Below are 25641 nucleotides of genomic sequence, written 5' to 3'. Positions count from 1 at the left end.
CCCATGGATGACCAGCTGCACCGGGTCGTCGGCATCGACCTCGGCACCACCTACTCGGCCGTGGCCGCCTACCACCCGGACGACCTCGCCCCCAGGATCCTCGCCGACCCCGAACGCGAGGGGAACAGCGCCGTGGCCACCCCCTCGGTCGTACGCTTCGACCGGGCCACCGGCGCGCTCGTCGTCGGACACGACGCCAAGGACGCGATCAGCGCGGACGGTCCCGGCACCGGCGACACGCTCGTGGAGATCAAGCGGGAGATGGGGGCGGTGTTCACCCCGGAACTGCTGGAACACTTCGGCGCGACCGGCGTCCACAAGGAGGGCGACCCGGTCCGGGCCCGGCTGGGCGGTGAGTGGCTGCGCCCGCAGGAGATCAGCGCCCTGGTGCTGATGCGGATGAAGCGGATCGCCGAACAGGCCCTGGGCGGCGAGATCCACGACGCCGTGGTGACCGTACCGGCGTACTTCATGGAACGGCAGAAGAAGGCCACCGAGGAGGCGGCCCTGCTGGCCGGTCTCTACCCCAGGCAGCTCATCCCGGAGCCCACCGCCGCCGCCGTCGCCTACGGCGTGGACCGCGCCGAGTCGGAACGGCAGGTCTACCTGGTGTTCGACCTGGGCGGCGGCACCTTCGACGTGTCGATCATCGAGACCAGGGACGACGAGATCGAGGTCATCGCCACCGCCGGCGACCAGCGTCTCGGCGGCGGCGACTTCGACGACGCCGTCGTGGACTGGATCGTCCGGGAGCTCGGCGACGCGCTGCCGAAGGGCACCGAGCGGCTGCGGATCAAGGCGGCGGCGGAGGCAGCCAAACGCGAACTGTCCCTGCGGAACACGACGACGATCGACCTCGGCGGCGGCATCCCGGCCCTGGAACTGGACCGCGACACCTTCGAGCGGGAGATCCAGCCGATCCTGCAGCGGTCCCTGCACCAGGTCGACGAGGCCCTGCGCTTCGCCAGAAGCGCCAAGGGCGTGGAGCGCGAGGACGTCAACGCAGTACTGCTCGTGGGCGGTTCCACCCGTATCCCGCGGGTCCGGCGGATGCTGCTGGACCACTTCGACCAGGACGAGGACTTCGTCCGCGGCGACGCCAACCCCGACACGCTGGTCGCCCGGGGCGCGGCCATCGTCGCCAACCGGTTCGAGCCGACACCGGCCTTCGACCTCGCGACCCGCCCCACCGCCGAACGCTCCGCCGACGACCAGGACTACACCGTCACCCTGATCACCGAGCACACCCTCGGCGTCGGCGTCCAGCAGGGCCGGTTCAACACGCTGATCCCACGCGGCACGAAGATCCCGGCCCGCCAGGCGAAGACGTATGTGAACCCGGAGCAGGCCAACCGTATCGAGGCGGCCATCTACCAGGGCGAGGGCGAGTACATCTACGACAACACCCTGATCGGCACGATCCACCTCGACGACATCGAGCCCCGTCCCGAGGGCCATCACCAGTTCGAGGTCGAGTTCTCGCTCGACGTGAACGGGCTGCTCGGCGTGCAGGTCACCCACACGAACACGGGTCGGGAGTACCAGGCGACCTTCGACCAGAGCACGACCATCGGGAAGTTCGACGAGCTGGTGGAGCGGCGCGCCGCCCTGGTGCGGCTGTTCGCCGAGGGCTCGCCCCGGACCCCGGCTCCGTCCGGACCCGGCGCCGGATCCCCGCGGATCACGATCCCCGGACCGGTGACCGCGTCGGTGCCGGACCCGATCACCGTCCCGGCTCCGGCAGCCGCGCCGCTGCCGGAGTTCGACGTGGCCGAGGTCCCCGCCGAGTACCGGCGCACGGTCAAGAAGGCCCTGCGTTCGGCGCAGGAGGGCCCGGAACGGCCGCCGCTCACCGAGGCCCTGCGGGTCTTCGTGAGCGCGGTGCGCACGGGCGCGGACGAGGACACCCTGGACGAGCTCGCCGACCGGCTCGAAGGCGAGCTGTGACGACAGCCGTCGAAGAGGAACTCGACGCCGAGTACGCCGGCGCCGGCTGGTGGGGCTCGCTGTACCGCGCGCCCCGGCGGCGCCGCTGGTTCCGGCTCATCCCGAACGAGGAGATCAGCGGGGAGCAGCGGTCCGAGCTGGTCGCCTGGCAGACCCGGCCGCGCCGCCGTGAGCTGGTCCCCGTGGTGAAGGGCGCCGGGGGCGAGCAGCGGCAGTTCGGCGGCCGCTGGTTCCAGGTCGTCAGTTACGAGACCGACGCGCGGCGCAGCCTGGCCGACGCCCTCGAATCCCCCGATCCGGCGCACCGGGTGGCGGCCCTGGCCACCGTGCTGAAGGCGTACCCGGGGTGGCGCGAGGCTGTCGGACCGGGGCTGGTGGCGCTGCCCGCCGACATCGTGCTGGCCGGGGACCGCGGCCCGCTGCTGCTTCCGCTGCCGCCGTGGGGCGCGCCGTCCCTGGAGCAGCTCGCGGGCGCGCCGGCGCGGATTGCCCACCTCACCCCGGAGGCGGCGCGCGGTCTGGTGCCAAGGGACCGTGACCCCGGTCTGCACGCCCTGGCGGTCGCGGCCCGCGGCTGTTTCGAGAACCTGCCGGACGGCGACACCGACCGGCTGCTCCAACGCGCCGCGTGCGCCGCCGTGTTCACCGAAGGGCAGCGCGAGGGGAGGCTGCCGTCCTGGATGCGGCGTGTGGAACCGGTACGCGGTGTGCGCGAGCGGCTGCGCGATCTCACCGGGCCGCGCGCCACACGGTGGAGCGACACGGAGGCCGGGCAGCTGGCGGACGCCCTCGACGAGGCGTGGCGCGCGATGAACCCGTTGAGGGCCGTAGAGAAGCTGCGTGAGGCGGGCAGTCCGCGGCTGGCCGTGGGGCTCGCCCAGGCGGCGCTGGTCGACCGGCCGAGCTACGACCTTCTGATTCTCGCCGCCAAGATCGCCCGGCGGGACCTGAAGGAACCCCTGGAGGCGCTGTCCCTGCTGGAGCGCGCGGTGCAGGCGGACCCGGGGCGGTCGGAAGCCTACGCCGCGCAGTTGTCGATCATCGGCGGGCTCTGGTCGGTCGTCCAGGGCGGCCTCGCCCAGGCCACCGACGGCTCGTTCGCGCAGCGGCTGAACGACACGGCCCGCACGGCCTTCAAGCGGCTGCCGGCGGAGCAACAGCGCGAACACGCCCATGAGATGGCCACCTGTCTCATCGGGCAGCGCGCGTACGACGAGGCCAACCGCCATGTGTACACGTGGCTGCACGACAGCCAGGACACGCTGATGTGGTGGCGTCTCGACCTCATGCTCGACTACGCCGAGACCTTCGAGGGGCTCAAGCACTTCGACACCGCCGCCCAGGTGGCCGATCAGGTCAGGACCGGTCTGGGCAGGCTGCGGGCGACCCGCCAGATGAGCGCTTCCGAGATCCACGAGCACGGCATGCGACTCGCCGCGCTCGACCGACGGCTGCTGGAGGGCAAGGGATGACCACGTTTCTGCTGGCGGTCGTTCTACCGGTGCTGTTCCTCACGACCGTGGCGAGCGGGGCGTACTTCCTCGTGGTGCTGCCCGGTCGCTGGCGTGTGCCGTACGAGGAGGCCCTGGCGCTGCTCGACAGTGACGACCGGGACGAGCTGGAGCGGGCCGAGAAGCTGCTCGGGCAGGCCGTCAACGCCGGGCCACGGGGGCGGGCACTGAACCGGACCCGGTTCGCGCAGGCGCAGGTCCGGGCGATGCTGGGGACGTACGAGCCGGCCCGCTACGGCGCCGCCGCGACCGTGCTCGACGAGCTGATCGCCGCCGAGGGCCGCACGGAGCACTCGGCGTGTCTCGAACTGTGGCTGCAGGCGCGACTGGAGAACCACAACCGGGTCACCGACCTGTACACCGAGCACCGGCTGTTGCTGGACTCCCGCCCCGACAGCCGCCGTATCGCCGCCGTCTCCCACCTCCAGCTGGCCCTCACCCACTGGCGGCGCCGGGAGACCGACGGGGCGCTGCACCACTTCGACCGGGTCCGGGAACTCGGTGAGCTCACCGACCACATTCCGGCCGAGCTCAACGAACTCCAGCTCGCCAAGGGCGTCCAGGCGGTGTTCGACGGGCGGACGGACGACGCGCGCGAGGCGTTCGGCGCGGCGCGGGGGCGTATGGAGGGGGAGCAGTTGTCCACCGTGGAAGCCGAGTTGGGGCTTGTGGTGTGCGACTGGCAGGACGGCGATCCCCGGCAACTGGGCGACTGGCTGGGACAGTTGGCGGAGCAGTTGGAGCGACGACCGCCCGACAGCGAGGCCACCGCCGTGCGACTGCGCTCAGGTGTCGCCCTGTTGAGGCTGCTGGCTCTGCTGCGCGAGTGGCTGGGCAGGTCCGAGCCCGGGGCGCCGTCGCCGGACGACTTCGCGGAGTTCCAGCGGCGGGTGGACGCGGTGCGCGAGGCCGACCCCGACCTGGGGGACGCCGACCTCGTCGAGGGGCTGGTCCGCTACTACTTCGCCTCGAGCCAGCCCGAGCGCGAAGAGGCGCTCACCGTGCTCGACGCGGGGCAGCGCAGGGCCAGGGCCGTTCTGCTGCCCGAAGTTCTGGAGCTCATCGAACGCGAGCGGGAGTTCGGTGGCGAGGGCAACGCCTTCTCGCGCTATCTCGTCCTGCTCGGGGAGTTCCTGGCCGATCCGGGCCGCTCCGCCGAGGACCGGGCCCAACTCCTGCGCCTGAAGGAGAAGTTCCAGCGGTTCGCGACGGCGGACGACCTCGACGACCAGGCCGTGCCCCACCAGCGTGCCCCGCTGGACGATCTCAAGCGCCGCTCGGCAGCGCTGCGCCGCCGGGTCGAACTGATCGTCTTCCCGAGGATCCGGGACCTGCCGGCGGACGACCCCGCCAGGGACGCCCTGCGCCGGCTGCTGGCCGAACTCGACCACGCCGTCGACACGGCGGCCGACGGCGCCGGGGTCCTGCACCGGGCCGAGCTGGACCTCGTCACCAGGACGGCCCAGACACTGCTGCCGGAGGAGACCCCGTGACCCGATATCTGCCGACGCTCGGGTACCGCACGCCTCGCCGTCGTACGGCGGACGACGCGGCGCTCCTCGACCGGCTCCCGCCCATCGAGCACAGGCCCGCGCCGGACCAGGACCAGCTCCTCGAACAGGCCTCGCTCGCCCGGGTGTTGCTGCTCATGGCGCGGGTCGACCAGGAGTCCGAGTACCGGCTCTGCCGGGAGCTGGCCGAACACGCACTGGGCGAGGTGCCCGAACCGGGCGAGTAGGTCCGAGGCCCTCGTGTCCCCCTGCCGCCTCCCCCGCCACGTCCCGTCTCAAGCACCGGAAGAGGACCCGTGACCGGCACCGGCCGTGACCACACGTTCCACGAGATCCGTCCCGTACAGACGCTGCGCACTCCGGCCTTCGAGCTCAGGGAGGGCAGGGGGCACGGGGACTTCGCCGATCACGACCGGCGGCTGGAGGAGATCGCCCGCGAGGCCGCCGCCGCCGACACCTCGCGTACCGCGCAACTGCTGGCACCCCCGGTCGCCGCCCTCAGCGAGCTGTCCCTGCATCTCGGCGACGACGGCGAGGACCTGCTGGAGGACGCCAGGGCGAACGTCGGCAACGGCGAGTACCAGACCGCCCTGGAGCTGCTGACGGAGTTCCTGGAGACCTCCCCGGAACACCAGGAGGCCCGTTATCTGCGCGCCTTCTGCCTGTTCCACCTGGCCGGCGGGAACCGGACCCAGGCACTGCGCGTCCTGCGCCCGCTGCGCGACGAGCCGCTCCCGGAGGACCTGCGCCCACGGGTGAGCGAGCTGCGCCGCGAACTGCGCCGCCTGCTGACGCCGGTCGAGATCACCGCGTACGCCGAGACCTCCCGGTCCGATCCCGAGGGCGCCCTCGAACGCGTCGAGGCCTTCCTGGAGCTGGCTCCGGAAGAGGGCAGCCTCTCCTATCTCCTGGCCGTCGGGCAGGCCCGCGCCGGGGATGTGGAACTGGCGCTGGAGACCGCCGAGCGGGGTGCCCGCGAGGCGGACACCGACAAGGAGGGTGTCGCGGCCTACGCCCGCCGGCTCAGGCTCGTCGTCCTGATCCCGCACGCCGCGCGGGCCGTGGCGGCGTTCAAGGACGGCGAGCCGCGCCGGGCCCGCCAGGAACTGGCCGCGATGGCCCCCCACTGGCGGCGCGCCGTCGTCCTCGACGACTTCGAGGCCCACCTCCGCCTCGTCGTCAAGCACGGCGAGCGAACCCCCTACCCGGAGCCACGGCTGAGCGAGGACCGCGCCGAGGACCTCTACACGCTGCTCGCGGAGGCCGACACACAGCGGGCCGCCAGCCTGCTGTCGACGGGCCGGGTCGAGGGGGCGAAGCGGCTCATGGACAACCTGCTTCCCCTCGTCCCGGGCTTTCGCTGGCTCAACTTCCTCTACGCCGCCTGCCTCCTGAGCCTGGGCCAGGACCCCGACCGGGCCGCCGCCTGCGCCGAGATCGCCCAGCGCGACCCGACCCTCACCCAGGCCCCGGAGCTGCTCCGGGCGATCCGGGACTGGCAGGAGGCCGCGGCCGTCAATCCCGTGGCCAAGGAGTACGTCGACATCATGGAGTCCGTCCGCGGCGGTGTCGTCGACGCCGCCGGTCTGGCGGTCGTGCGCACCCGGCTGACCAACCTCCAGCGCCGGCTCCCGCAACTGCGCGGCCGGACGCGGACCGAGGTGGGCGGACAGGTCGTCCGCCAACTCGACGAGGCGATCGTGGAACGGCTGGGGGAGATCGAACAGGCCGGGGCCTCCATGGCGGTCTCCGATCTCGTGGGGCGGTTCAACGCACTGGCACAGCAGGTGCGCGGAGCGAGCCCGCACACCATGCGTGCCCAGCTGAGCGGGATCCTCCAGGACGCCCGGCGGCTGCGGAAGGACCACGCGCGCACCCTGCCCGCGGAGTCCAGGAAACTGCTCGACGAACTGATCGGGACGATCGCGAGGGCGCTGGGATGACGACGGAGCGGGCCGCCGACCAGTGGGACGTGTTCATCAGCTACGCCCGCGAGGACTACGTCCAGGCCAAGGACCTGCACGACGCGCTGCTGGAGTGCGTGACCGAGCGCGGCGGGACACCGAGGGTCTTTCTCGACCTGTCCCGCACCGGGATGCCCGCCGGCGCGGACTGGCAGAGCTACCTGGAGGAGGCCCTGCGCAACACCCGCCATGTCGTGGCGCTGTACTCGCGGACGTACTTCGAGAAGGACGTCTGCCAGTGGGAACTGCACAAGGCGTACGAGCTGCGGCTGACCGAGGCCGGCCGGTTCATCCCGCTGCTGATGGATCCGGGAGCCGCCAAGAAGGTGCCGTACGTCGTGAACCGGATCAACTGGATCCCGGCGACGCGGCCACGCTGGATCGACGAGGTGCGCCAGGCGCTGGGGCTGAGCACGACCGTGGCGCGCCCTGCGCTGCGTTTCGACGCGCCGGCCGGGGACGCGGTCGTGGGCCACACTCTCCCGCCGCTGACCGTGCGCGTCTCCTCGCCGAAGGGCGCGCCGGCCTGGCCGGAGGGTGGCATGGTCTCCCTCTCCGCGCAGCCGTCCGACGCCGGGCTGACCGGCACGCTCGCCGTGCCGGTCACCGGAGGCGCGGCGGTCTTCGGTGACCTCGCGTTCGGGGCCCCGGCGGCGGAGGCGGTGCTGGTTGCGGCGGCCCCCGGGTGCGAACCGGTCGCCACGGCGCCCTTCGCGGTGCGGGCGCCCCGGGAGCAGTCGTCGTGGGATGCCGTCGACCGGCCGGTTCTCGCCGCGCGGGGCCGCCCGGTCTTCTTCCCCGACGGCCGTACGCCGGCCGATCTGGACGGGCGGACGTTGACGGTGCACGCGCTGACCGGGGCGGGGTACGAAGCTGTCGGCACGGCGGAGTTGAGGGAGCGGCCCCGGCTGTGGGCGCACGGGCGACGCCGGCTGGCCGTCGCCGACTGGTCGGGGCGGGTCGTGGTGGCGGACCCGGACGGCACGACGCGCGCGCACGACCTGCCGAGCCCGGAGGGCGCGCGGCTCAACGTGCCGGGGGCACTGGCCTTCGACGGGGACGACGCCCTGTACGTGGGCATGTGGTCGGGGCAGGTCTGGCGCCTGTCCCGGGACGCCGAGGAGCCGGAGCCGGTGCTCAACCATCCGGCCGGTGTCCAGGTGCTGGCGGCCGACGGCGAACGGCTGCTGGTGGGCGGGCTGGACGGGCGGCTCACCGAGTACATGGGGCGCCGCATCGCGGCGGAACACCTCCTGGAACCCGTACTGCTCGGCATCACCCGGGTGCGGGACTTCGCTCTGGTCGTCGGCGAACAACGCGTCCACCGACTGAATTTGACGGGACGTCAACTCCTGCAGGTGACCCAGCCGGTCACGGCGGTCACCGGTGTCCTGGCGGGCGGGGACCTGACCACGATCGTCGACGCGAAGGGCCAGGGTGTCTGTTTCGACGGGGAGTTGGCCGTCCGCGTCGGCTTCCGCACGGTGCCCGGCGCCCGGCCGGTGGGCTCCGCGCTCGGCGGCCGGCTCCTCGTACTGGAGCATCCCGACGGGTCCCACGCCCTGGTCCGTGAGGGCCGGACGACCTACGTCTGCGGGCACCCGCTGGCCGTCTCCCCGGACGGCAGTCTGGCGGCGGTCTCGGACGGGCGGCGGCTGCTGATCCTGCCGGTGGCGGAACTGGGCGGAGAGGAGACGCGGGCATGACCCCTCGTACCGGGCTGGAGAACCGGCCCCTCACCCTGTGGCGGCTGGCCCAGCCGCTGTGGTCCCGGATCGAGGAGGGAGAGCGGCTCACCCAGGGCCAGCTGGACGCGGTCGTCGAGGCCTTCTTCCGGATCGGCGTCCATCCGGGCACGGACCCGGTGACCGCGCTGAACCTGCTGGCCCGCGCCCATCGCCTCGACAGCACCAACCCCAAACACCCGTACCACGTCGGCCTGCTCTATCTGCGTCACGGGCGCCCGGAGGCGGCGGTCCGCTGGCTGACCGCCGCCGCGACGCTGTCCCCCGTCAACCACCGTGTCTGGGCCCATCTGAGCCTCGCCTACCGGGGACTGGACGAGCAGCGGTCGGGCACTCCGGGCTACGACGGCGAGCATCGCGCCCGGGCCGAGGAGATCGGCGCCACGATCCGGGACGGCCACGACGACTTCGACCCGGAGGCCGGGGAGCCGCCGCTGCCCCTGCTGTGGCCCGGAGTGTGCCGGTGGACGGGGGTCCACGACATGGCGGCCGACGGCCGGCTGCGCGGCCGGACCGCCGAACGGACGAGGGACACGCTGCACGCCGATCTGGAGGCTGTCGCCGGACTCGTGGACGGCCGGCGGGGCGGCGCGGCCTCGTTCACCGTCCTCGCCGTCCAGTGGATGGTGTACGGCTATCCGCCCGCGACCGTGCGCCGTCTGATGAAGCAGCTTCCGCCCGACGACGGTGCGGCCGGCCGGGTGCTGTCCCTGGTCTGTGATCTCTTCGAGGCCGACCGTGCCGAGCTGCCGGCCCGGCTCGCGGTCTGTCTCTCGATGCGTTCCCTTCCCGACGTCCTGGTCGCGCTGATCCACCGGCAGCGGCTCTTCTGGCGTCCCCTGCGGTTCCCGGACCTCGGCGCCCACGCGGCGGCCAGGGCGTTCACCGACGGCGACCCCGCCCGGCACGAGAAGGCCCTGGCCTCGGCCTGGCGGTCGCTCGCCGAGGAGCCCCCGAACCCCATGGCGGATGTACCGCTCCCGGAGGGCACCGAGGAAGCGCCGACGGCCGGTCCCGACGAGCGGCTGGCGGTGTTCACGGACACCGCGGCCACCCTGAAGAGCCTCCGCGAGGACGCCCAGGCGCACGCGAAGGACCTGGCCCAGGGGGCGGTGACGGACGCCGCCGACCACGCGCGGACCTCGGGGGACAGGGACGTCCTGACGGAGCTGGTGGACCGTCTGGAAGCCGTGCGGCTGTCCTGGGTCGAGGAGTTGCGCCGCTTCAAGGGCGCCGAACCGGCTGGCCTGGTCATGCCGTTCTCGGAGTTCCAGCGCCGACTGGAGGCCTGCGAGGCGGAGTTCCAGGAGCCCCTGGGCAGTGTGCGGGCCGTCCTCAAGAAGCGGGTCGACCGCAAACTCGCCAAGTACCGGGGCGAGTTCGCGGCGGACGGCCCCACGCCCTCGCCGGAGGCGCTCGCCCTGTCGGCACGCCTCACCGCACTGGAGGGGCCCGCCGCCGAGGAGTCGTCCGGCGCTTCGACGGCGACGCCGGCGCCCGGCTCGGCGCCTTCCGCCCGGCGCCCCGCCGCTCCTCCCCCACCGCCCGTGGACGCCGACGCGCGGGCGCGGGTCACACACGCCCTCGCCATGGCCGAGGACCGCCTGCGCACCAACTTCGCCGAGGCCCGCACCACACTGGAGGCGTATCCGCCCGAGTCCCGGCACCGTGAGGCGGTCACGCTGCTGCGCGCCTACCTGGGCGGACAGCAGGCCGAGGCCGAGCTGCGGCTGGGCCGGACGACCGACGCCCGGCGGTACTGGAACAGCATGCTCGCCGACGATCCGCTGCACCCCGGGGTCCTGCGCAACCTCGCGGTGGCGCACACCTCGGCCGGTGACCTGGCACACGCGGGACTGGCGTGGCGCCGCTGCCTCGAAGCCCTGTATCTACGGGATCTGCTGCACGGGGACATCCGCCGCGGCGCCGCCGAACGGGCCGATGTCCACCGCGTACTGGCCGGTTCCTTCGGCACCGCCCCGCTCGTGCAGGGCCTGACTCCCCGCAGCGAACTGGAGGAGGACCCCCGCCAGATCCCGCCCGTCCTGGCCGGGAAGGGAAAGGTGGGGACGGCTGTGGCCCATCTGCGCCTGGACGAGCTCAACCACGTCCTCACCCACCGCAGTCCGACCCTCCTGCTGGGCGTCGGCCGCTCCGTGGACGAAGCGGAACTGGCCGCCGCCCGGGGCCGTCGCAGGGCGGCCGTCACCACGGCCGTGGCCGCGCTTCCCGCCCGGGTGCGGGGGCCCTTCGAGGAGGCGTGCGTCCGGTTGATCGACGAGGCCCACGCGGAGGCCTCCCGGACGAAGGGCCGCACCCGCAGGCCCGGGGACGAGGCGGAGGAACAGGCGCACCTGGCGTGGGCGCGGAGCCGTGTGCTGTGGAAGCTGGCGATCAACAAGGCCGTCGTACAGGACGCGGAGGCCGACTGGGCGCTCACCGAGTACTCCGGCGACGTGCTCGGAAACCTGCGCCTCATCGACGCGCTGCCGCTGGACCCGACGGACGACATGGTGCTGAGCAGCGTCCGGCAACTGGGCCTGCAGGGCGATGCCGCGGTGTTCGTACGGCAGCTCAACAAGCTCGGCGAACTCGCCTGCGAACGCGCGGTGTCCCGGGTCTTCGAGGTCGCCGCGGAAACCACGTCCGGCGGCGCGGACCGCTTCCCCGACCGGTTCAGGCGCATCGGCCGGTCCTGGGTCCGCAACTCCGTGCCCGACCGGTACCTCGACTTCCTGAACGATCCGCAGGGGCTCTACTTCCCCTCGATCAGGTCGGCGTTCTCCATCCTGAACACCTCGGGTACGCCCGCCGACGACCACGAGCGCAAGGTCGTGGCCGCCGCCGTGACCGCGCTGGAGCGCTGGATGCGGCGCCTGCCCGGGGCCACCGGCCCGGCCGTCGTGCTGGCCCGGCTGCTGAGCAGCCTCGACCGCTACGACGAGGTCGAGGCGGTGCTGTCCAGGGCGGGGGCCGAGGCGTTCGACGAACGAGGACGGCAGAAGCTGACGCCGGCCTACATCCGCCTCGACATCGACCGCGGACGGTACGCCGGGACCGTGCCGCGCATCCGGACGCTGCTGGCGGCCGAGCCGGACGACGACCAGCTCCGCAGTCTTCTGGTCTACGCGTACGACCGCTGGATCGATTCCGGGAAGAGCGTGCCGTCGACGCGGACCGTCGCCGAGGACTTCGCCCGGTGGACGGACGAGGAGACCGTCGAGCTACGACGGCGTCTGGTCCTGAGGGCGGCGATGGCCGCGTACCGGTCCCGCCACGAGGCGGGCGGAACGGGCCCTCTCGTCGCCGAACTCGGGGATGTGTGCCTCCGGGACCCCGGCGACACCCAGGCCCTGTACCACCTCGTCGAAGCGCTGCACAAACACGCCTTCGAGCTGCGCGGGGAGATGCAGGGCACCTCCGGCGAGCGGCGCAGGGCCCTGCGCACGGAGCTCAAGAAGCTCAAGGTGACGTGCCAGGAGCACGCGGCCGCACTCCTGAGCGGCAGTGAGATCAACGAGGAACAGCGCGCGAGACTCCGGGAGATCATCCGCAACCTCCGCCCCGAGTGACCTCAGCTCAGCTCGGCCCGGAACGCCACCGGGGTGGCCCCGGTGTGCAGTTGGAAGAACTTGGAGAAGTTCGCCGCGTCGGGAAAGCCGACGGCCGCGCCGACGCGGCCGATCGGCAGGGTGGTGTGGGCCAGCAGTCGCTTGGCCTCCAGGATCACCCGCTTGTCGATGAAACCCTTGGGCGTCTCACCGGTCGCCGCCCGCACCGCGCGGACGAGGGTGCGGCGGGAGTAACCGAGGGCGTCGGCGTACGCGCTGACGCTGTGGTTGGTGGCGAAGCCCTTCTCCACCGCGTCCCTGAAGAGGGTGAACGTGGTGTCGGCCTGCCCGCGCGCCGCCTCCGCCGAACTCGTGGCGAGGTGGGACAGCCGCAGCAGGAACGCCGTGAGCGAGTGGCGCAGCACGGAGGTGTGCAGGCCGATCGGGAGGGTGGCCGTGTCCTCGTACTCGCGGCCCAGCTGGGCCAGGGCCGCCCGCAGGCCCGCGAGTTGGGGCCCGTCCGGGCGCAGCAGCGGGGGCAGGTCGTAGTGGTAGAGGCCGGTCGCCTCGACCGTGGTCCGGGGCAGGAAACCGGGTTGCATGGTGAGGACGGTGCCGCGGTACTCGCTGGTGCGTGAGAAACGGTGCACCTGGCCCGGGCGGATCCACAGCAGGTCGCCCGCTGTCGCCTCGTACTCGGCGAAGTCGATCATGTGGGTGACCGGGCCGTCGTCGAACAGCAGCACGACGTGGAAGTCGATGCGGTGGACGCGTTCCAGGGGCGCCTCGTCGTGCCAGGTGCGGTCGGGCGACATCGGCCCGACCTGCATGCCGACACCCAGGACGCTCAGATCGACCGGGAAGGGAAACGTCCTGATGGCGTCTCCGTCCCGCAGGGCCTCTTGGATGGTTCTGTCCGCCATGTCCTTCTCTTGCCGTCGGTCCCCGCCGTCCGTGTCCCACTTTCACCAAAGGGTGACACACAGGCACCTGGCCCCGTAAAAGTCAGACTTTTAAGTTCGAACACGTCAGAGCAGTTACTCCACCTCTACCGAGGACTTCTTGAAGATGAGTACGCAGACATCCGACAGCCTCCAGTGGACCGATCTCGACCGGCGTGCCGTCGACACGGCCCGTGTACTCGCGGCCGATGCCGTGCAGAAGGTCGGCAACGGCCACCCCGGCACCGCGATGAGCCTGGCGCCCGCCGCGTACACGATCTTTCAGAAGGTGATGCGACACGACCCCGCGGACCCCGAGTGGACGGGCCGTGACCGCTTCGTCCTCTCCCCCGGTCACACCTCGCTGACCCTCTACACCCAGCTGTTCCTGTCCGGGTACGAGCTGGAGCTGGACGACCTCAAGGCGTTCCGCACGCACGGCTCGAAGACTCCGGGCCACCCCGAGTACGGACACACGGCCGGCGTCGAGACCACCACCGGCCCGCTCGGCCAGGGGGTCGCCAACGCGGTCGGCATGGCGATGGCCGCCCGTTACGAGCGCGGCCTCTTCGACCCCGAGGCGCCCGAGGGCACCTCGCCCTTCGACCACACCGTCTGGGCGATCGTCTCCGACGGCGACCTGGAGGAGGGCATCTCGGCCGAGGCCTCCTCGCTGGCCGGTCACCAGAAGCTCGGCAACCTGGTCTTCGTCTACGACGACAACCACATCTCCATCGAGGGCGACACGGCGACGGCGTTCTCCGAGGACGTGCTGAAGCGGTACGAGGCGTACGGCTGGCACGTGCAGCGCATCGAGCCCGAACTCGGCGGCGACATCGACATCCACGCGCTGTACACGGCGCTCGAGGAGGCGCGGGCCGAGACCGCGCGCCCCTCCATCATCGCGATGCGCACAATCATCGCCTGGCCGGCCCCGAACGCCCAGAACACCGAGGCGGCCCATGGCTCCGCGCTCGGCGCCGACGAGATCGCGGCCACCAAGCGCGTCCTCGGCTTCGACCCCGAGCAGACCTTCGAGGTCGCCGACGAAGTCCTCGCGCACGCCCGCCAGGCCCTCGACCGGGGCGCCGAGGCACACGCCGCCTGGGACAAGCGACTCACCGAGTGGCGCACGGCGCAGCCCGAGCGGGCGAAGCTGTTCGACCGGGTCGTGGCAGGTCAGCTGCCCGAGGGCTGGGAGGACGCGCTGCCGGTGTTCGAGGAGGGCAAGTCAGTCGCCACCCGCGCGGCCTCCGGCAAGGTGCTCCAGGCCCTGGGCCCGGTCCTGCCCGAACTCTGGGGCGGTTCCGCCGACCTGGCCGGCTCGAACAACACGACCATCGACAAGACGTCCTCCTTCCTCCCGGCGGACAACCCGCTGCCGGAGGCGGACCCGTACGGCCGTACCGTCCACTTCGGCATCCGCGAGCACTCGATGGCCGCCGAGATGAACGGCATAGCCCTGCACGGCAACACCCGTGTCTACGGCGGCACCTTCCTCGTCTTCTCCGACTACATGCGTAATGCCGTACGTCTGGCGGCGCTGATGCAGCTGCCCGTGACGTACGTCTGGACGCACGACTCCATCGGCCTGGGCGAGGACGGCCCGACGCACCAGCCGGTCGAACACCTGGCCTCCCTGCGCGCCATCCCGGGCCTGAACATCGTCCGCCCGGCCGACGCCAACGAGACGGCCGTCGTCTGGGCCGAGATCCTCAAGCGGCACGCCACGAACCCCGCCCCGCACGGACTGGCCCTCACCCGGCAGGGTGTCCCGACGTACGCCCGCGACGAGAACGCCGCGAAGGGCGGTTACGTGCTGCGGGAGTCCTCCACGGGTACCCCGGACGTCGTCCTGATCGCCACCGGCTCCGAGGTCCAGCTCGCCGTCGCCGCGCGCGAGGCGCTGGAGTCCGAGGGTGTGGGTACGCGGGTGGTGTCGATGCCGTCCGTGGAGTGGTTCGAGGAGCAGCCGGCCGAGTACCGCGCGAGTGTCCTTCCGCCGTCAGTGAAGGCGCGCGTGGCGGTCGAGGCGGGTATCGGTCTGACCTGGTACCGCTACGTCGGTGACGCAGGACGCATCGTCTCCCTCGAACACTTCGGTGCCTCCGCCGATGCCGAGACGCTGTTCGCCGAGTACGGCTTCACCGCCGAGAACGTGGCCCGGGCCGCGCGGGAATCCCTGTCCGCCGTCCGTGGTTGATCCGCACGCCAGAAGGAAGATGATCACAGTGACCACCGAAACGATTCCCACCACGGGAACACCGCTCAAGCGCCTCTCCGACGAGGGCGTCTCGATCTGGCTGGACGACCTCTCCCGGGGCCGCATCGCCTCCGGCAATCTCGCCGAACTCATCGACACCCACCACGTGGTCGGCGTGACCACCAACCCGTCGATCTTCCAGGCCGCCATCGGCTCCGGCGAGGGATACGAGGAGCAGCTCGCCGACCTGGCCGTGCGCGGCGTCACGGTCGACGAGGCCGTACGCATGATGACCACGGCCGACGTACGCGCCGCCGCCGACGTCCTGCGCCCGGTGTACGACGCCACGGCCGGGCGGGACGGCCGGGTCTCGATCGAGGTCGACCCGCGTCTCGCCCATGAGACGGCGGCGACGATCGCCGAGGCCAAGCAGTTGGCCTGGCTGGTCGACCGCCCCAACGTGATGATCAAGATCCCGGCGACAAAGGCGGGCCTGCCGGCGATCACCGAGGTCATCGGCCTCGGGATCAGCGTCAATGTCACGCTGATCTTCTCGCTGGAGCGCTATCGCGAGGTCATGGACGCGTACCTGGCCGGCCTGGAGAAGGCGCAGGCCGCGGGCATCGACCTGGCGACCATCCACTCCGTCGCCTCCTTCTTCGTCTCCCGCGTCGACTCCGAGATCGACAAGCGCCTGACGCTGCTCGGCACGGACGCGGCGCTCGCCCTCAAGGGCCGGGCAGCGCTGGCCAACGCACGGCTCGCGTACGAGGCCTACGAAGAGGTCTTCGGAGGTGACCGCTGGACCGCCCTGGGCGGCGCCCACGCCAACAGGCAGCGTCCGCTGTGGGCCTCGACCGGCGTGAAGGACCCCGCGTACAAGGACACCCTGTACGTCGACGAGCTGGTCGCGCCCGGCACCGTCAACACGATGCCGGAGGCCACCCTCAACGCGACCGCCGACCACGGTGACATCCACGGCGACGCGGTGACCGGCGGCTACGCCCAGGCCCGCGCCGATCTCGCGGCCGTCGAGGGGCTCGGCATCTCGTACGACGAGGTCGTGAAGCTGCTGGAGGACGAGGGCGTCGCGAAGTTCGAGATCGCCTGGAACGACCTCCTGAACGCGGTCACCAAGTCGCTGGACAGCAAGGGAGTTGACGGGGAATGAGCGACGAAGCGACTCTGCCGGCGGCCACCGCCGAACCCGGGACGGTGTCCGAACCGGACCTCGGCGGCGACTTCGGGGCCGAGTGGGACAACCCGCTGCGCGATCCCGGCGACCGCCGTCTCCCCCTGATCGCCGGCCCGTCCGGGCTGGTCATCTTCGGGGTGACCGGTGACCTGTCCCGCAAGAAGCTGATGCCGGCCGTCTACGACCTCGCCAACCGCGGTCTGCTCCCGCCGGGCTTCTCGCTCGTCGGCTTCGCCCGCCGGGACTGGGAGGACGAGGACTTCGCGCAGATCGTCCACGACTCGGTGCGCGAACACGCCCGTACGGAGTTCCGCGAGGAGGTCTGGCAGCAGCTCGCCGAGGGCATGCGGTTCATCCCGGGCGACTTCGACGACGACGCGGCGTTCAAGCAGCTGCGCGCGGCCGTCGACGAGCTGGACGCGTCCCGGGGGACGAGCGGCAACTACGCCTTCTACCTCTCCGTACCGCCGAAGTTCTTCCCGAAGGTCGTCCAGCAGCTGAAGAAGCACGGGCTGGCGAACGCGCCGGAGGGTTCCTGGCGTCGCGGGGTGATCGAGAAGCCGTTCGGGCACAACCTGAAGAGCGCGCGTGAGCTGAACCGGGTCCTGCACGATGTGTTCGACCCGGAGCAGGTCTTCCGGATCGACCACTACCTCGGCAAGGAGACCGTCCAGAACATTCTGGCGCTCCGCTTCGCCAACCAGATGTACGAGCCCATCTGGAACCGGTCGTACGTCGACCACGTGCAGATCACGATGGCCGAGGACATCGGCATCGGCGGCCGGGCCGGCTACTACGACGGCATCGGCTCCGCGCGTGACGTGATCCAGAACCACCTTCTCCAGCTGATGGCCCTGACTGCCATGGAGGAGCCGATCGCCTTCGACGCCGAGTCGCTGCTGACCGAGAAGCTCAAGGTCCTCAAGTCCGTGAAGCTGCCCGAACACCTGGGCGAGCACACCGTGCGCGGGCAGTACGCGGCGGGCTGGCAGGGCGGCGAGCAGGTGTCCGGCTACCTCGAAGAGGACGGCATCGACCCGAAGTCGAGCACCGACACCTACGCGGCCGTCAAGCTGGAGATCGACAACCGCCGCTGGGCGGGCGTCCCCTTCTATCTGCGGACCGGCAAACGGCTCGGGCGGCGCGTCACGGAGATCGCGGTCGTCTTCCAGCGCGCCCCGCACTCCCCGTTCGACTCGACGGCCACCGAGGAGCTCGGCGCGAACGCGATCGTCATCCGCGTCCAGCCCGACGAGGGCATGACCGTGCGCTTCGGTTCCAAGGTCCCGGGTACCTCGATGGAGATCAGGGACGTCACGATGGACTTCGCCTACGGCGAGTCCTTCACGGAGTCCAGCCCGGAGGCGTACGAACGGCTCATCCTGGACGTCCTGCTCGGCGACGCCAATTTGTTCCCCCGTCACCAGGAAGTGGAAGAGTCCTGGAAGATCCTCGACCCGATCGAGGAGTACTGGGGCACGCACGGCAGGCCCGCGCAGTACGCCTCGGGCAGTTGGGGCCCGGAAGAAGCCGACGAGATGCTCGCACGAGACGGACGGAGCTGGCGCAGGCCATGAAAATCGACCTCACCGACACCACGGCAAGCAAGATCAACAAGGCACTGGTGAAGGGGCGGCGCGCCATCGGCACCCCTGCCGTGGGCATGGTCCTGACGATGGTGATCGTCACGGACGAGGAGAACGCCTACGACTCGATCAAGGCGGCGGAGGATGCCTCGCACGAGCATCCCGCGCGCACCCTGGTCGTCATCAAGCGGCACGCCCGCAGCCCGCGCGACCGCACCAAGTCCCACCTCGACGCCGAGGTCAGGGTCGGCGCGGACGCCGGCACCGGCGAGACGGTCGTCCTGCGGACGTACGGCGAGGTGTCCGACCACGCCGACTCGGTGGTCCTGCCACTGCTGCTGCCGGACGCGCCGGTCGTCGTCTGGTGGCCGGTGAACGCCCCCGAGGTGCCCGCCAAGGACCCGCTGGGCGCGCTGGCCCAGCGCAGGATCACCGACATGTACGCGGTCGAGCAGCCGCTCGTCGCGCTGGAGGCCAGGGCGCGCTCGTACGCGCCCGGCGACACCGACCTGGCGTGGACGCGTCTCACCCCGTGGCGCTCGATGCTGGCCGCTGCCCTCGACCAGGCCCGTACGAAGATCATCTCGGCCGCCGTCGAGAGCGAGGCCGAGAACCCGAGCGCCGAACTGCTGGCCCGGTGGCTGGGCGCCCGCCTGAACGTGAAGGTCGACCGCGTCGTCACCGCGGGCCCGGTCGTCACGGCGGTCCGCCTCGGCACCGACAAGGGCGAGATCGTCATCGACCGCCCCGAGGGCCCGCTCGCCACGCTGACCCTGCCGGGCCAGCCCTCCCGCACCCTCGCGCTGAAGGTGCGCCCCACCTCCGAACTCATCGCCGAGGAGCTGCGGCGCCTCGACGCCGACGAGATGTACGCGATCGCTCTGCGGGGCGACGGCACCAAGGAGACCCCCCGTCATGTCTGACTCCCCCAGGCTCACCCAGCGCCCCGAGTGGACGGCGCTGGAGGACCACCAGGCCGGTCCGCTCAACCGGCCGCGGCTGCGCGAGCTGTTCGCCGCCGATCCCGGGCGCGCGGAGCGGTACGTCGTGCGGGTGGGTGACCTCCACATCGACTACTCCAAGCACCTGATCACGGACGAGACCCTCACCCTTCTCCAGGAACTCGCCGCCGCCACTGGTGTGTTCGGGCTGCGGGACGCCATGTTCCGGGGTGAGCGGATCAACATCACCGAGGACCGGGCGGTGCTGCACACGGCGCTGCGGGCGCCGCGTGACGCGGTGGTGGAGGTCGACGGGGAGAACGTCGTGCCGGCCGTGCACGCGGTCCTGGACCGGATGGCGGGCTTCGCGGACCGGGTGAGGTCCGGCGAGTGGACCGGGCACACCGGCAGGCGTATCCGGAATGTCGTCAACATCGGTATCGGGGGCTCGGACCTGGGCCCGGCGATGGCCTACGAGGCGTTGCGGGCGTTCACGGCACGGGAGTTGACGTTCCGGTTCGTGTCGAACGTGGACGGCGCCGATCTGCACGAGGCGGTGCGGGACCTGGACCCCGCCGAGACCCTCTTCATCGTCGCGTCGAAGACGTTCACGACGATCGAGACGATCACGAACGCGACCTCGGCCCGTTCCTGGCTGCTGGCGGGGCTGGGTGACGAGAAGGCGGTCGCCCGGCATTTCGTGGCGCTGTCGACGAACTCCGGGAAGGTCGCCGACTTCGGCATCGACACGGACAACATGTTCGAGTTCTGGGACTGGGTCGGCGGACGCTACTCCTTCGACTCCGCGATCGGGCTGTCGCTGATGATCGCGATCGGGCCGGAGCGGTTCCGGGAGATGCTGGACGGCTTCGCGCTGGTCGACGACCACTTCCGCACGGCTCCGGCGGAGGCCAACGCGCCGTTGCTGCTGGGCCTGTTGGGCATCTGGTACGGCAACTTCTTCGGCGCGCAGTCGCATGCCGTGCTGCCCTACTCGCACTATCTGTCCAAGTTCACCGCCTACCTGCAGCAGCTGGACATGGAGTCCAACGGCAAGTCGGTCGACCGTGACGGCAACACCGTGCAGTGGGAGACCGGGCCCGTGGTCTGGGGCACACCGGGGACGAACGGCCAGCACGCCTACTACCAGTTGATCCACCAGGGGACGAAGGTCATCCCGGCGGACTTCATCGGGTTCGCCGAGCCGGTGGGCGAACTGAGCGGCGAACTCAAGGGCCAGCACGACCTGTTGATGGCCAACTTCTTCGCGCAGACGCAGGCGCTGGCGTTCGGCAAGACCCCGGACGAGGTACGGGCCGAGGGGGTGCCGGAGGAACTGGTCGCCCACAAGACGTTCCAGGGCAACCACCCGACGACCACCGTCCTCGCACGCGAGCTGACGCCCTCCGTCCTCGGCCAGTTGATCGCGCTCTACGAGCACAAGGTGTTCGTGCAGGGCGCCGTCTGGAACATCGACTCGTTCGACCAGTGGGGCGTCGAGCTGGGCAAGGTGCTCGCCAAGCGCATCGAGCCCGCGCTCACCACCGGGGCCGACGTCCCCGGTCTCGACTCCTCCACCGCCGCCCTCGTGGCCACGTACCGCGCTCTTCGTGACGCTCAGGAAGTGAACTGACATGCAGATTGGTCTGATCGGTCTCGGCAAGATGGGCGGCAACATGCGCGAGCGCATCCGCCGCGCCGGCCACACCGTCATCGGCTACGACCGCAACCCCGAGGTCTCCGACGTGAGCAGCCTCGCCGAACTGGTCGACAAGCTCGAAGCGCCGCGTGTGGTCTGGTCGATGGTCCCGGCCGGCGCGGCCACCCAGTCCGTCGTCGACGAACTCGGCGGCCTGCTGTCCGCCGGTGACACGGTCGTCGACGGCGGCAACTCGCGCTGGACGGACGACGAGAAGCACGCCGAGGAGCTGGGCACCAAGGGCATCGGCTTCGTCGACGCCGGTGTCTCCGGCGGTGTGTGGGGCCTGCAGAACGGCTACGCCCTGATGGTCGGCGGCGACAAGGAGCACGTCGAGCGGCTCCACCCGATCTTCGAGGCGCTCAAGCCCGAGGGCCCGTACGGCTATGTCCACGCGGGCAAGGTGGGCGCCGGGCACTTCTCGAAGATGGTCCACAACGGCATCGAGTACGCCATGATGCAGGCCTACGCCGAGGGCTGGGAGCTGCTGGAGAAGGTCGACTCCGTCACGGACGTGCGCGAGGTCTTCCGGTCCTGGCAGGACGGCACCGTCATCCGCTCCTGGCTCCTCGACCTGGCGGTCAACGCCCTCGACGAGGACGAGCACCTGGAGCGGCTGCGCGGGTTCGCGCAGGACTCCGGCGAGGGCCGCTGGACGGTCGAGGCGGCCGTCGACAACTCCGTCCCGCTGCCCGCGATCACGGCCTCCCTCTTCGCCCGGTTCGCGTCCCGGCAGGACGACTCCCCGCAGATGAAGATGATCGCGGCGCTGCGCAACCAGTTCGGCGGCCACGCCGTCGAGTCCAAGGAGTAGAAAACCGTGGGTGACCTTCTGCTGGTCCGCCACGGCGAGACGGAGTGGAGCGCGTCGGGACAGCACACCAGCTGGACCGACCTGCCCCTCACCGCGCACGGCGAGGAACAGGCCAAGTCCCTCGTTCCGCTCCTCGCCGGACGGACCTTCGCCCGAGTACTGACCAGCCCTCTCACCCGCGCGGTCCGCACCGCCGAACTCGCGGGCCTGTCCGGGGCGTTGACCGACCCGGACCTGCACGAGTGGGACTACGGCGGCTACGAGGGCGTGACGACCGCCGAGATCCAGCGCACCCGGCCCGACTGGTTCCTGTTCACGGACGGGGTGGTACCCGGCCCCGACGGACACCCTGGCGAGTCGCCCGAGGAGGTGGGCCGGCGCGCGGACCGCGTGCTGGCCCGTATCGCGGACGCCCTCGGGGAGGGTGACGTGATCCTGGTGGCGCACGGACACTTCCTGCGTGTGCTGACGGCCCGTTACCTCGGGCTGCCGCCCGCCGACGGGCAGCTGTTCCAGCTCGCGACGGCCACGGTCAGCAGGCTCTCCACGGAGCACGACCGTCCCGTGATCACGGAATGGAACTCCCGCTGGGAAGCGGCGAGTTGAGCCGCCCGCCCAGGGCGGGCAACTGAAGTGCCAATCGGGTCCGGGGCTTTGTCCCCGGACCCGATTGACATGAGTGCCGAAGGCGCGTCAGAGTCGCCCCGATGGAGATCAACGAGCTGACGGCGGCCGAGGAGCGGGTGTGGCGGGCCTTCCCCAGGGGCGAGCCCGTGGACTTCCGCGAGGGTGACGCGGAGGCCGACAATCCGGCTCTCGGCTCCGACTGGGGACCGGAGCGGACGGTACGCGCCGCTGTGCTGCGGGCCCTGTTCCTCGGCGCAGCGCGGGAGGACGGCGAGATCCCCACGCTCCGGTTGTCGGGAGCCCGTGTCACGGGGCAACTGAAGCTCGCGTACGCGGTGGTGGACCACCCCATCCATCTGCGCTACTGCCACTTCGACGAGTCGCCCGATCTCTACGGCACCCGGCTGCGTCAGCTGAACCTGCGTGGCTCGGTGCTCCCCGCGGTCAACCTCGCGAGTACGCGGATCGACGGCCCGCTCCGCATGACCCTCTGCCGAGTGCGCGGGACGGTGCGGCTGGCCGGCGCCGAGATCGCCGGCGCGCTCTTCATGGACGGCGCCGAACTCACCACGTCCGACCCGTCCGTGGCGGTGCTCCAGCTCCATCAGGCCGTGCTCGGCGACGGCTTCGCGGCACCCGGGCTACGGGCGCGGGGCAAGGTGTTGCTCGACGGTGCCACGGTGGGCGGGTCGATCTCGCTGGACGACGCCGAGTTGACCAACCCCGGCGACCACGCCCTGTGCGCGCGGTCCCTCGAAGTGCGGGCCGACATACGGGCACGGAATCTGCGCACCCAGGGCGGCATCGACCTGCGCGGCTCCCGGATCGCGGGCTCTCTCGACTTCACGGGCGCACGGCTGTCCAACCCCGGCGGTACGGCTCTGCGGGCCAGCAGTTGCGTCATCGGGGAGCTGTGGCTGTACCGGTGCGCGCCGATCGAGGGCAGGCTGCATCTGCGCCGCTCCCGGATCGACGTACTGGGCTTCGAGTCGGAGGTCGCGCCGGGCGAGGTGCTCTTCAACAACCTCAGCTACACGGCACTCAATCCGACCGAGCCGGCCCACCTCCGCCTGCCCCTGCTGGAACGGGACGGCGACGGCTATGTCCCGTACGCCTACGAGCAGTTGGCCGCCGCGTACCGGCATGTCGGCGACGAGGGCGCGGCTCGCCGGGTCCAGCTCGCCAAGCAGCGCCGGCACCGGGCCACCCTGCCCTGGATCGGCCGGGCCTGGGGCCATCTCCAGGACACCACCGTCGGCTACGGCTTCCGTCCGCTGCGCGCCGCCGTCTGGCTGCTGTCACTGCTGGCGGCCGGCTCGATCGCGTACGCCCTGCACCACCCGCAACCGCTCAAGGCCGACGAGGCCCCGCAGTTCAACCCAGTCTTCTACACCCTCGACCTGCTCCTCCCGGTGATCTCCTTCGGCCAGGAGGATGCCTTCGCGCCGACGGGCGGGTACCAGTTCCTGTCGTACGTCCTCATCCTGACCGGCTGGATCCTGGCCACCACCGTCATCGCCGGTGTGAGCAGGAGCGTCACCCGGTAGTCGGGACCGGCAGTGGTGACTCCCGTCAGTGAAGCGGGTGTTGTGCGTGCTGGGCGGCGAGCCGTACCGGTGCGTTCTGGGCGCCGTAGCCCTGGTAGCCACCGTCGCGCTGGACCAGTTCGAAGAAGACGCGGCCCACGGTCCGGGTGTAGCAGTGCCTGAACTCGCCCTGTGCGTCACGGTCGTAGAGGATGCCGAGTTCGCGGTAGGTCGCCAACTCGCCCTCGCCGAACTCGTAGCGGGCGGCGAGGTCGTCGTAGTAGTTCGCGGGCATCGGCAGGAGTCTCCCGCCGGCTGCCCGGAAGCGCCGGGCGGCGGCGATCACGTCGTCGGTGGCCAGCGCGATGTGCTGGGCGCGGGTCTCGCCCTCGCTGGGCGCGGGACCGACGGCGAGCGCGATACGTACGCTGCCACCGGAGTTGGTGACGGCCCTGCTGCGGAAGAGCCCGTACGGGTCGGCGACGTCGACGCTCTCCTGCCCGTGCAGCCCGAGGACACTGCGGTGGAAGAGGGCGGCCTCGTCGAAGTGGTGCCAGGGCTGGGTGAGGGCCAGATGGTCGATGCGGCCGACGCCGCCCTCAATGTTCCCGGCGGTGCCGGTGGTCTCGAAGTCGGCGCGCCAGTTGGGGAGTTCGGGGCGGTTCGTGGCGCAGAAGAAGAGTTCCGTGCCGTCGGGGGCGGCCACCGCGTCGAGCGGGGTGTCCTGAGAGGCGCGGCGGCGGGGCAGGACCGGGGCCAGGAGCGCCTCCGCCCGGCGGGCGGCGCCCGCGGGGTCCGGTGACTCCAGGCCGACGGCGGCCAGACCGGTGCCCTCACGGCGGGCGGCCGGGCCGGTGTTGACGAGGATGCGGGCCGCACCGCACTCCCAGAGGTCCACGGGCTTGCTGCGGTGGCGTGCCGTACGGGCGAGGCCGAGCGCGCCGAGGACGGTCGTGACGGGTTCGGCGTCGGAGGTGACGAGTTCGGCGAAGGCGATCTCGGTGGGGACGACGGGCTCGGGCAGCGGGGCGAGGCCGATGCTCTCCTGGAGGACGAGGAGTGAGCGCCGGGCGTCGACAGCGGTGGGTCCGGCCTCGGACTGCCGGAACACGTCGTTGAAGACCTCCAGGGACAGTGGACCGTCGTAGCCGGCCCGGACGACGTGTCGTAGGAGGCCCGCGATGTCGAAGCCGCCCTGTCCCGGGAAGCAGCGGTAGTGGCGGCTCCACTGCAGCACGTCCATGGCGAGCAGCGGGGCGTCGGCCAGCTGGAGGAAGAAGATCTTCTCGCCGGGGATGTCCGCGATGCCTTCGAGGTCCTTCGGTTCCGAGCTCCGGGAGAGGATGTGGAAGCTGTCGAGGCAGGTGCCGAGCGCGGGGTGGTCGGCCGCCTCGACGATGCTCCAGGCGTGGTCGTACGTACTGACGTGCCGTCCCCACGCGAGCGCCTCGTAGGCGACGCGGACGCCGAAGTCCTGTGCCAGGTCGGCCAGTTCGCCCAGCTGGGCGGCGGCGAGGGCGTCGTCGTCGAGGGCGAGCGGGGAGACGCTGGAGCAGACGAGGACGGTGTCGGTGCCGAGGCGGCGCATCAGCTCGAACTTGTGCCGGGCGCGGCGCAGGTTGCGGGCGAACTCGTCGTCGGGCACGGCCTCGATGTCACGCATCGGCTGGTAGAGGTCGATGGTGAGGCCGAGGTCGGCGCAGCGGGCGCGGATCTCCTCGGGGGTGAGGGGGCTGGCGAGCAGGTCGTTCTCGAAGATCTCGACCCCGTCGAAGCCGGCCCGGGAGGCGGCCGCGAGTTTCTCGGTCAGGGTGCCGCTGAGCGACACGGTGGCGATGGACGTACGCACGTCGGTACCTCTGCCTTCTCGTTGCCTCGAC

The 25641-nt window shown here is 71.3% G+C and carries 17 protein-coding genes; 15 read left to right on the top strand and 2 right to left on the bottom strand.

What is annotated here, in order from left to right:
- The first annotated feature begins 3 nt into the window (after window positions 1-3).
- The 7 genes from OG241_RS45100 to OG241_RS45070 all read left to right on the top strand — a co-directional run bounded on the left by OG241_RS45100 (window position 4) and on the right by OG241_RS45070 (window position 12250).
- Window positions 4-1947, top strand: coding sequence for an Hsp70 family protein (locus OG241_RS45100; protein WP_405824270.1), 1944 nt, complete (start codon window positions 4-6; stop codon window positions 1945-1947).
- A complete protein-coding gene (locus OG241_RS45095; RefSeq protein ID WP_405824268.1) occupies window positions 1944-3419 on the top strand; it encodes a hypothetical protein in 1476 nt (491 codons plus the stop codon). The genes OG241_RS45100 and OG241_RS45095 overlap by 4 nt, the downstream gene beginning before the upstream one ends.
- Entirely contained in the window at window positions 3416-4951 is a 1536-nt protein-coding gene (locus tag OG241_RS45090; protein ID WP_405824266.1) for a hypothetical protein, read from the top strand. The genes OG241_RS45095 and OG241_RS45090 overlap by 4 nt, the downstream gene beginning before the upstream one ends.
- On the top strand, window positions 4948-5196 hold the full coding sequence (locus OG241_RS45085; protein WP_405824264.1) for a hypothetical protein: 249 nt from the start codon (window positions 4948-4950) through the stop codon (window positions 5194-5196). The genes OG241_RS45090 and OG241_RS45085 overlap by 4 nt, the downstream gene beginning before the upstream one ends.
- Before the next feature lie 69 nt (window positions 5197-5265).
- A complete protein-coding gene (locus tag OG241_RS45080) occupies window positions 5266-6912 on the top strand; it encodes a tetratricopeptide repeat protein (protein ID WP_405824262.1) in 1647 nt (548 codons plus the stop codon).
- On the top strand, window positions 6909-8639 hold the full coding sequence (locus tag OG241_RS45075; RefSeq protein WP_405824260.1) for a TIR domain-containing protein: 1731 nt from the start codon (window positions 6909-6911) through the stop codon (window positions 8637-8639). Before OG241_RS45080 ends, OG241_RS45075 begins: the two co-directional genes overlap by 4 nt.
- Complete coding sequence (locus OG241_RS45070) at window positions 8636-12250, top strand: hypothetical protein (protein WP_405824258.1); 3615 nt, start codon at window positions 8636-8638, stop codon at window positions 12248-12250. The genes OG241_RS45075 and OG241_RS45070 overlap by 4 nt, the downstream gene beginning before the upstream one ends.
- Window positions 12251-12252: 2 nt before the next feature.
- Here OG241_RS45070 and OG241_RS45065 read toward each other — a convergent pair whose 3' ends face one another.
- A complete protein-coding gene (locus OG241_RS45065; RefSeq protein ID WP_405824256.1) occupies window positions 12253-13152 on the bottom strand; it encodes a helix-turn-helix domain-containing protein in 900 nt (299 codons plus the stop codon).
- A 145-nt stretch (window positions 13153-13297) separates the two neighbouring features.
- Here OG241_RS45065 and tkt point away from each other — a divergent pair, with 145 nt between their 5' ends.
- From tkt to OG241_RS45025, 8 genes are all read left to right on the top strand, one after another.
- The gene (tkt, locus tag OG241_RS45060; protein WP_405824254.1) at window positions 13298-15373 is read left to right on the top strand and encodes a transketolase; all 2076 of its coding nucleotides are present in this window, start codon (window positions 13298-13300) and stop codon (window positions 15371-15373) included.
- Between the two features lie 19 nt (window positions 15374-15392).
- The gene (tal, locus tag OG241_RS45055) at window positions 15393-16544 is read left to right on the top strand and encodes a transaldolase (RefSeq protein WP_405824252.1); all 1152 of its coding nucleotides are present in this window, start codon (window positions 15393-15395) and stop codon (window positions 16542-16544) included.
- Window positions 16541-18145, top strand: coding sequence for a glucose-6-phosphate dehydrogenase (gene zwf / locus OG241_RS45050; protein ID WP_405824250.1), 1605 nt, complete (start codon window positions 16541-16543; stop codon window positions 18143-18145). Before tal ends, zwf begins: the two co-directional genes overlap by 4 nt.
- Window positions 18142-19077, top strand: coding sequence for a glucose-6-phosphate dehydrogenase assembly protein OpcA (gene opcA / locus OG241_RS45045; protein WP_405824248.1), 936 nt, complete (start codon window positions 18142-18144; stop codon window positions 19075-19077). Before zwf ends, opcA begins: the two co-directional genes overlap by 4 nt.
- Entirely contained in the window at window positions 19070-20728 is a 1659-nt protein-coding gene (gene pgi / locus OG241_RS45040; protein ID WP_405824246.1) for a glucose-6-phosphate isomerase, read from the top strand. The genes opcA and pgi overlap by 8 nt, the downstream gene beginning before the upstream one ends.
- 1 nt (window position 20729) lies before the next feature.
- Window positions 20730-21608, top strand: coding sequence for a phosphogluconate dehydrogenase (NAD(+)-dependent, decarboxylating) (gene gnd, locus OG241_RS45035; RefSeq protein WP_405824244.1), 879 nt, complete (start codon window positions 20730-20732; stop codon window positions 21606-21608).
- Between the two features lie 6 nt (window positions 21609-21614).
- Window positions 21615-22214, top strand: coding sequence for a histidine phosphatase family protein (locus tag OG241_RS45030; protein ID WP_405824242.1), 600 nt, complete (start codon window positions 21615-21617; stop codon window positions 22212-22214).
- Between the two features lie 101 nt (window positions 22215-22315).
- Complete coding sequence (locus OG241_RS45025) at window positions 22316-23782, top strand: membrane-associated oxidoreductase (protein WP_405824240.1); 1467 nt, start codon at window positions 22316-22318, stop codon at window positions 23780-23782.
- A gap of 25 nt (window positions 23783-23807) precedes the next feature.
- Here the strand turns inward: OG241_RS45025 and OG241_RS45020 are convergent, their stop codons facing one another.
- Window positions 23808-25610, bottom strand: a complete 1803-nt coding sequence (locus tag OG241_RS45020) for a TIM barrel protein (RefSeq protein ID WP_405824238.1) — start codon at window positions 25608-25610, stop codon at window positions 23808-23810.
- Window positions 25611-25641 lie beyond the last annotated feature (31 nt).

It is taken from the genome of Streptomyces sp. NBC_01390, from assembly GCF_045040105.1.
Classification (GTDB): Bacteria; Actinomycetota; Actinomycetes; order Streptomycetales; family Streptomycetaceae; genus Streptomyces.
This window is presented reverse-complemented; position numbering and strand designations above follow the sequence as displayed.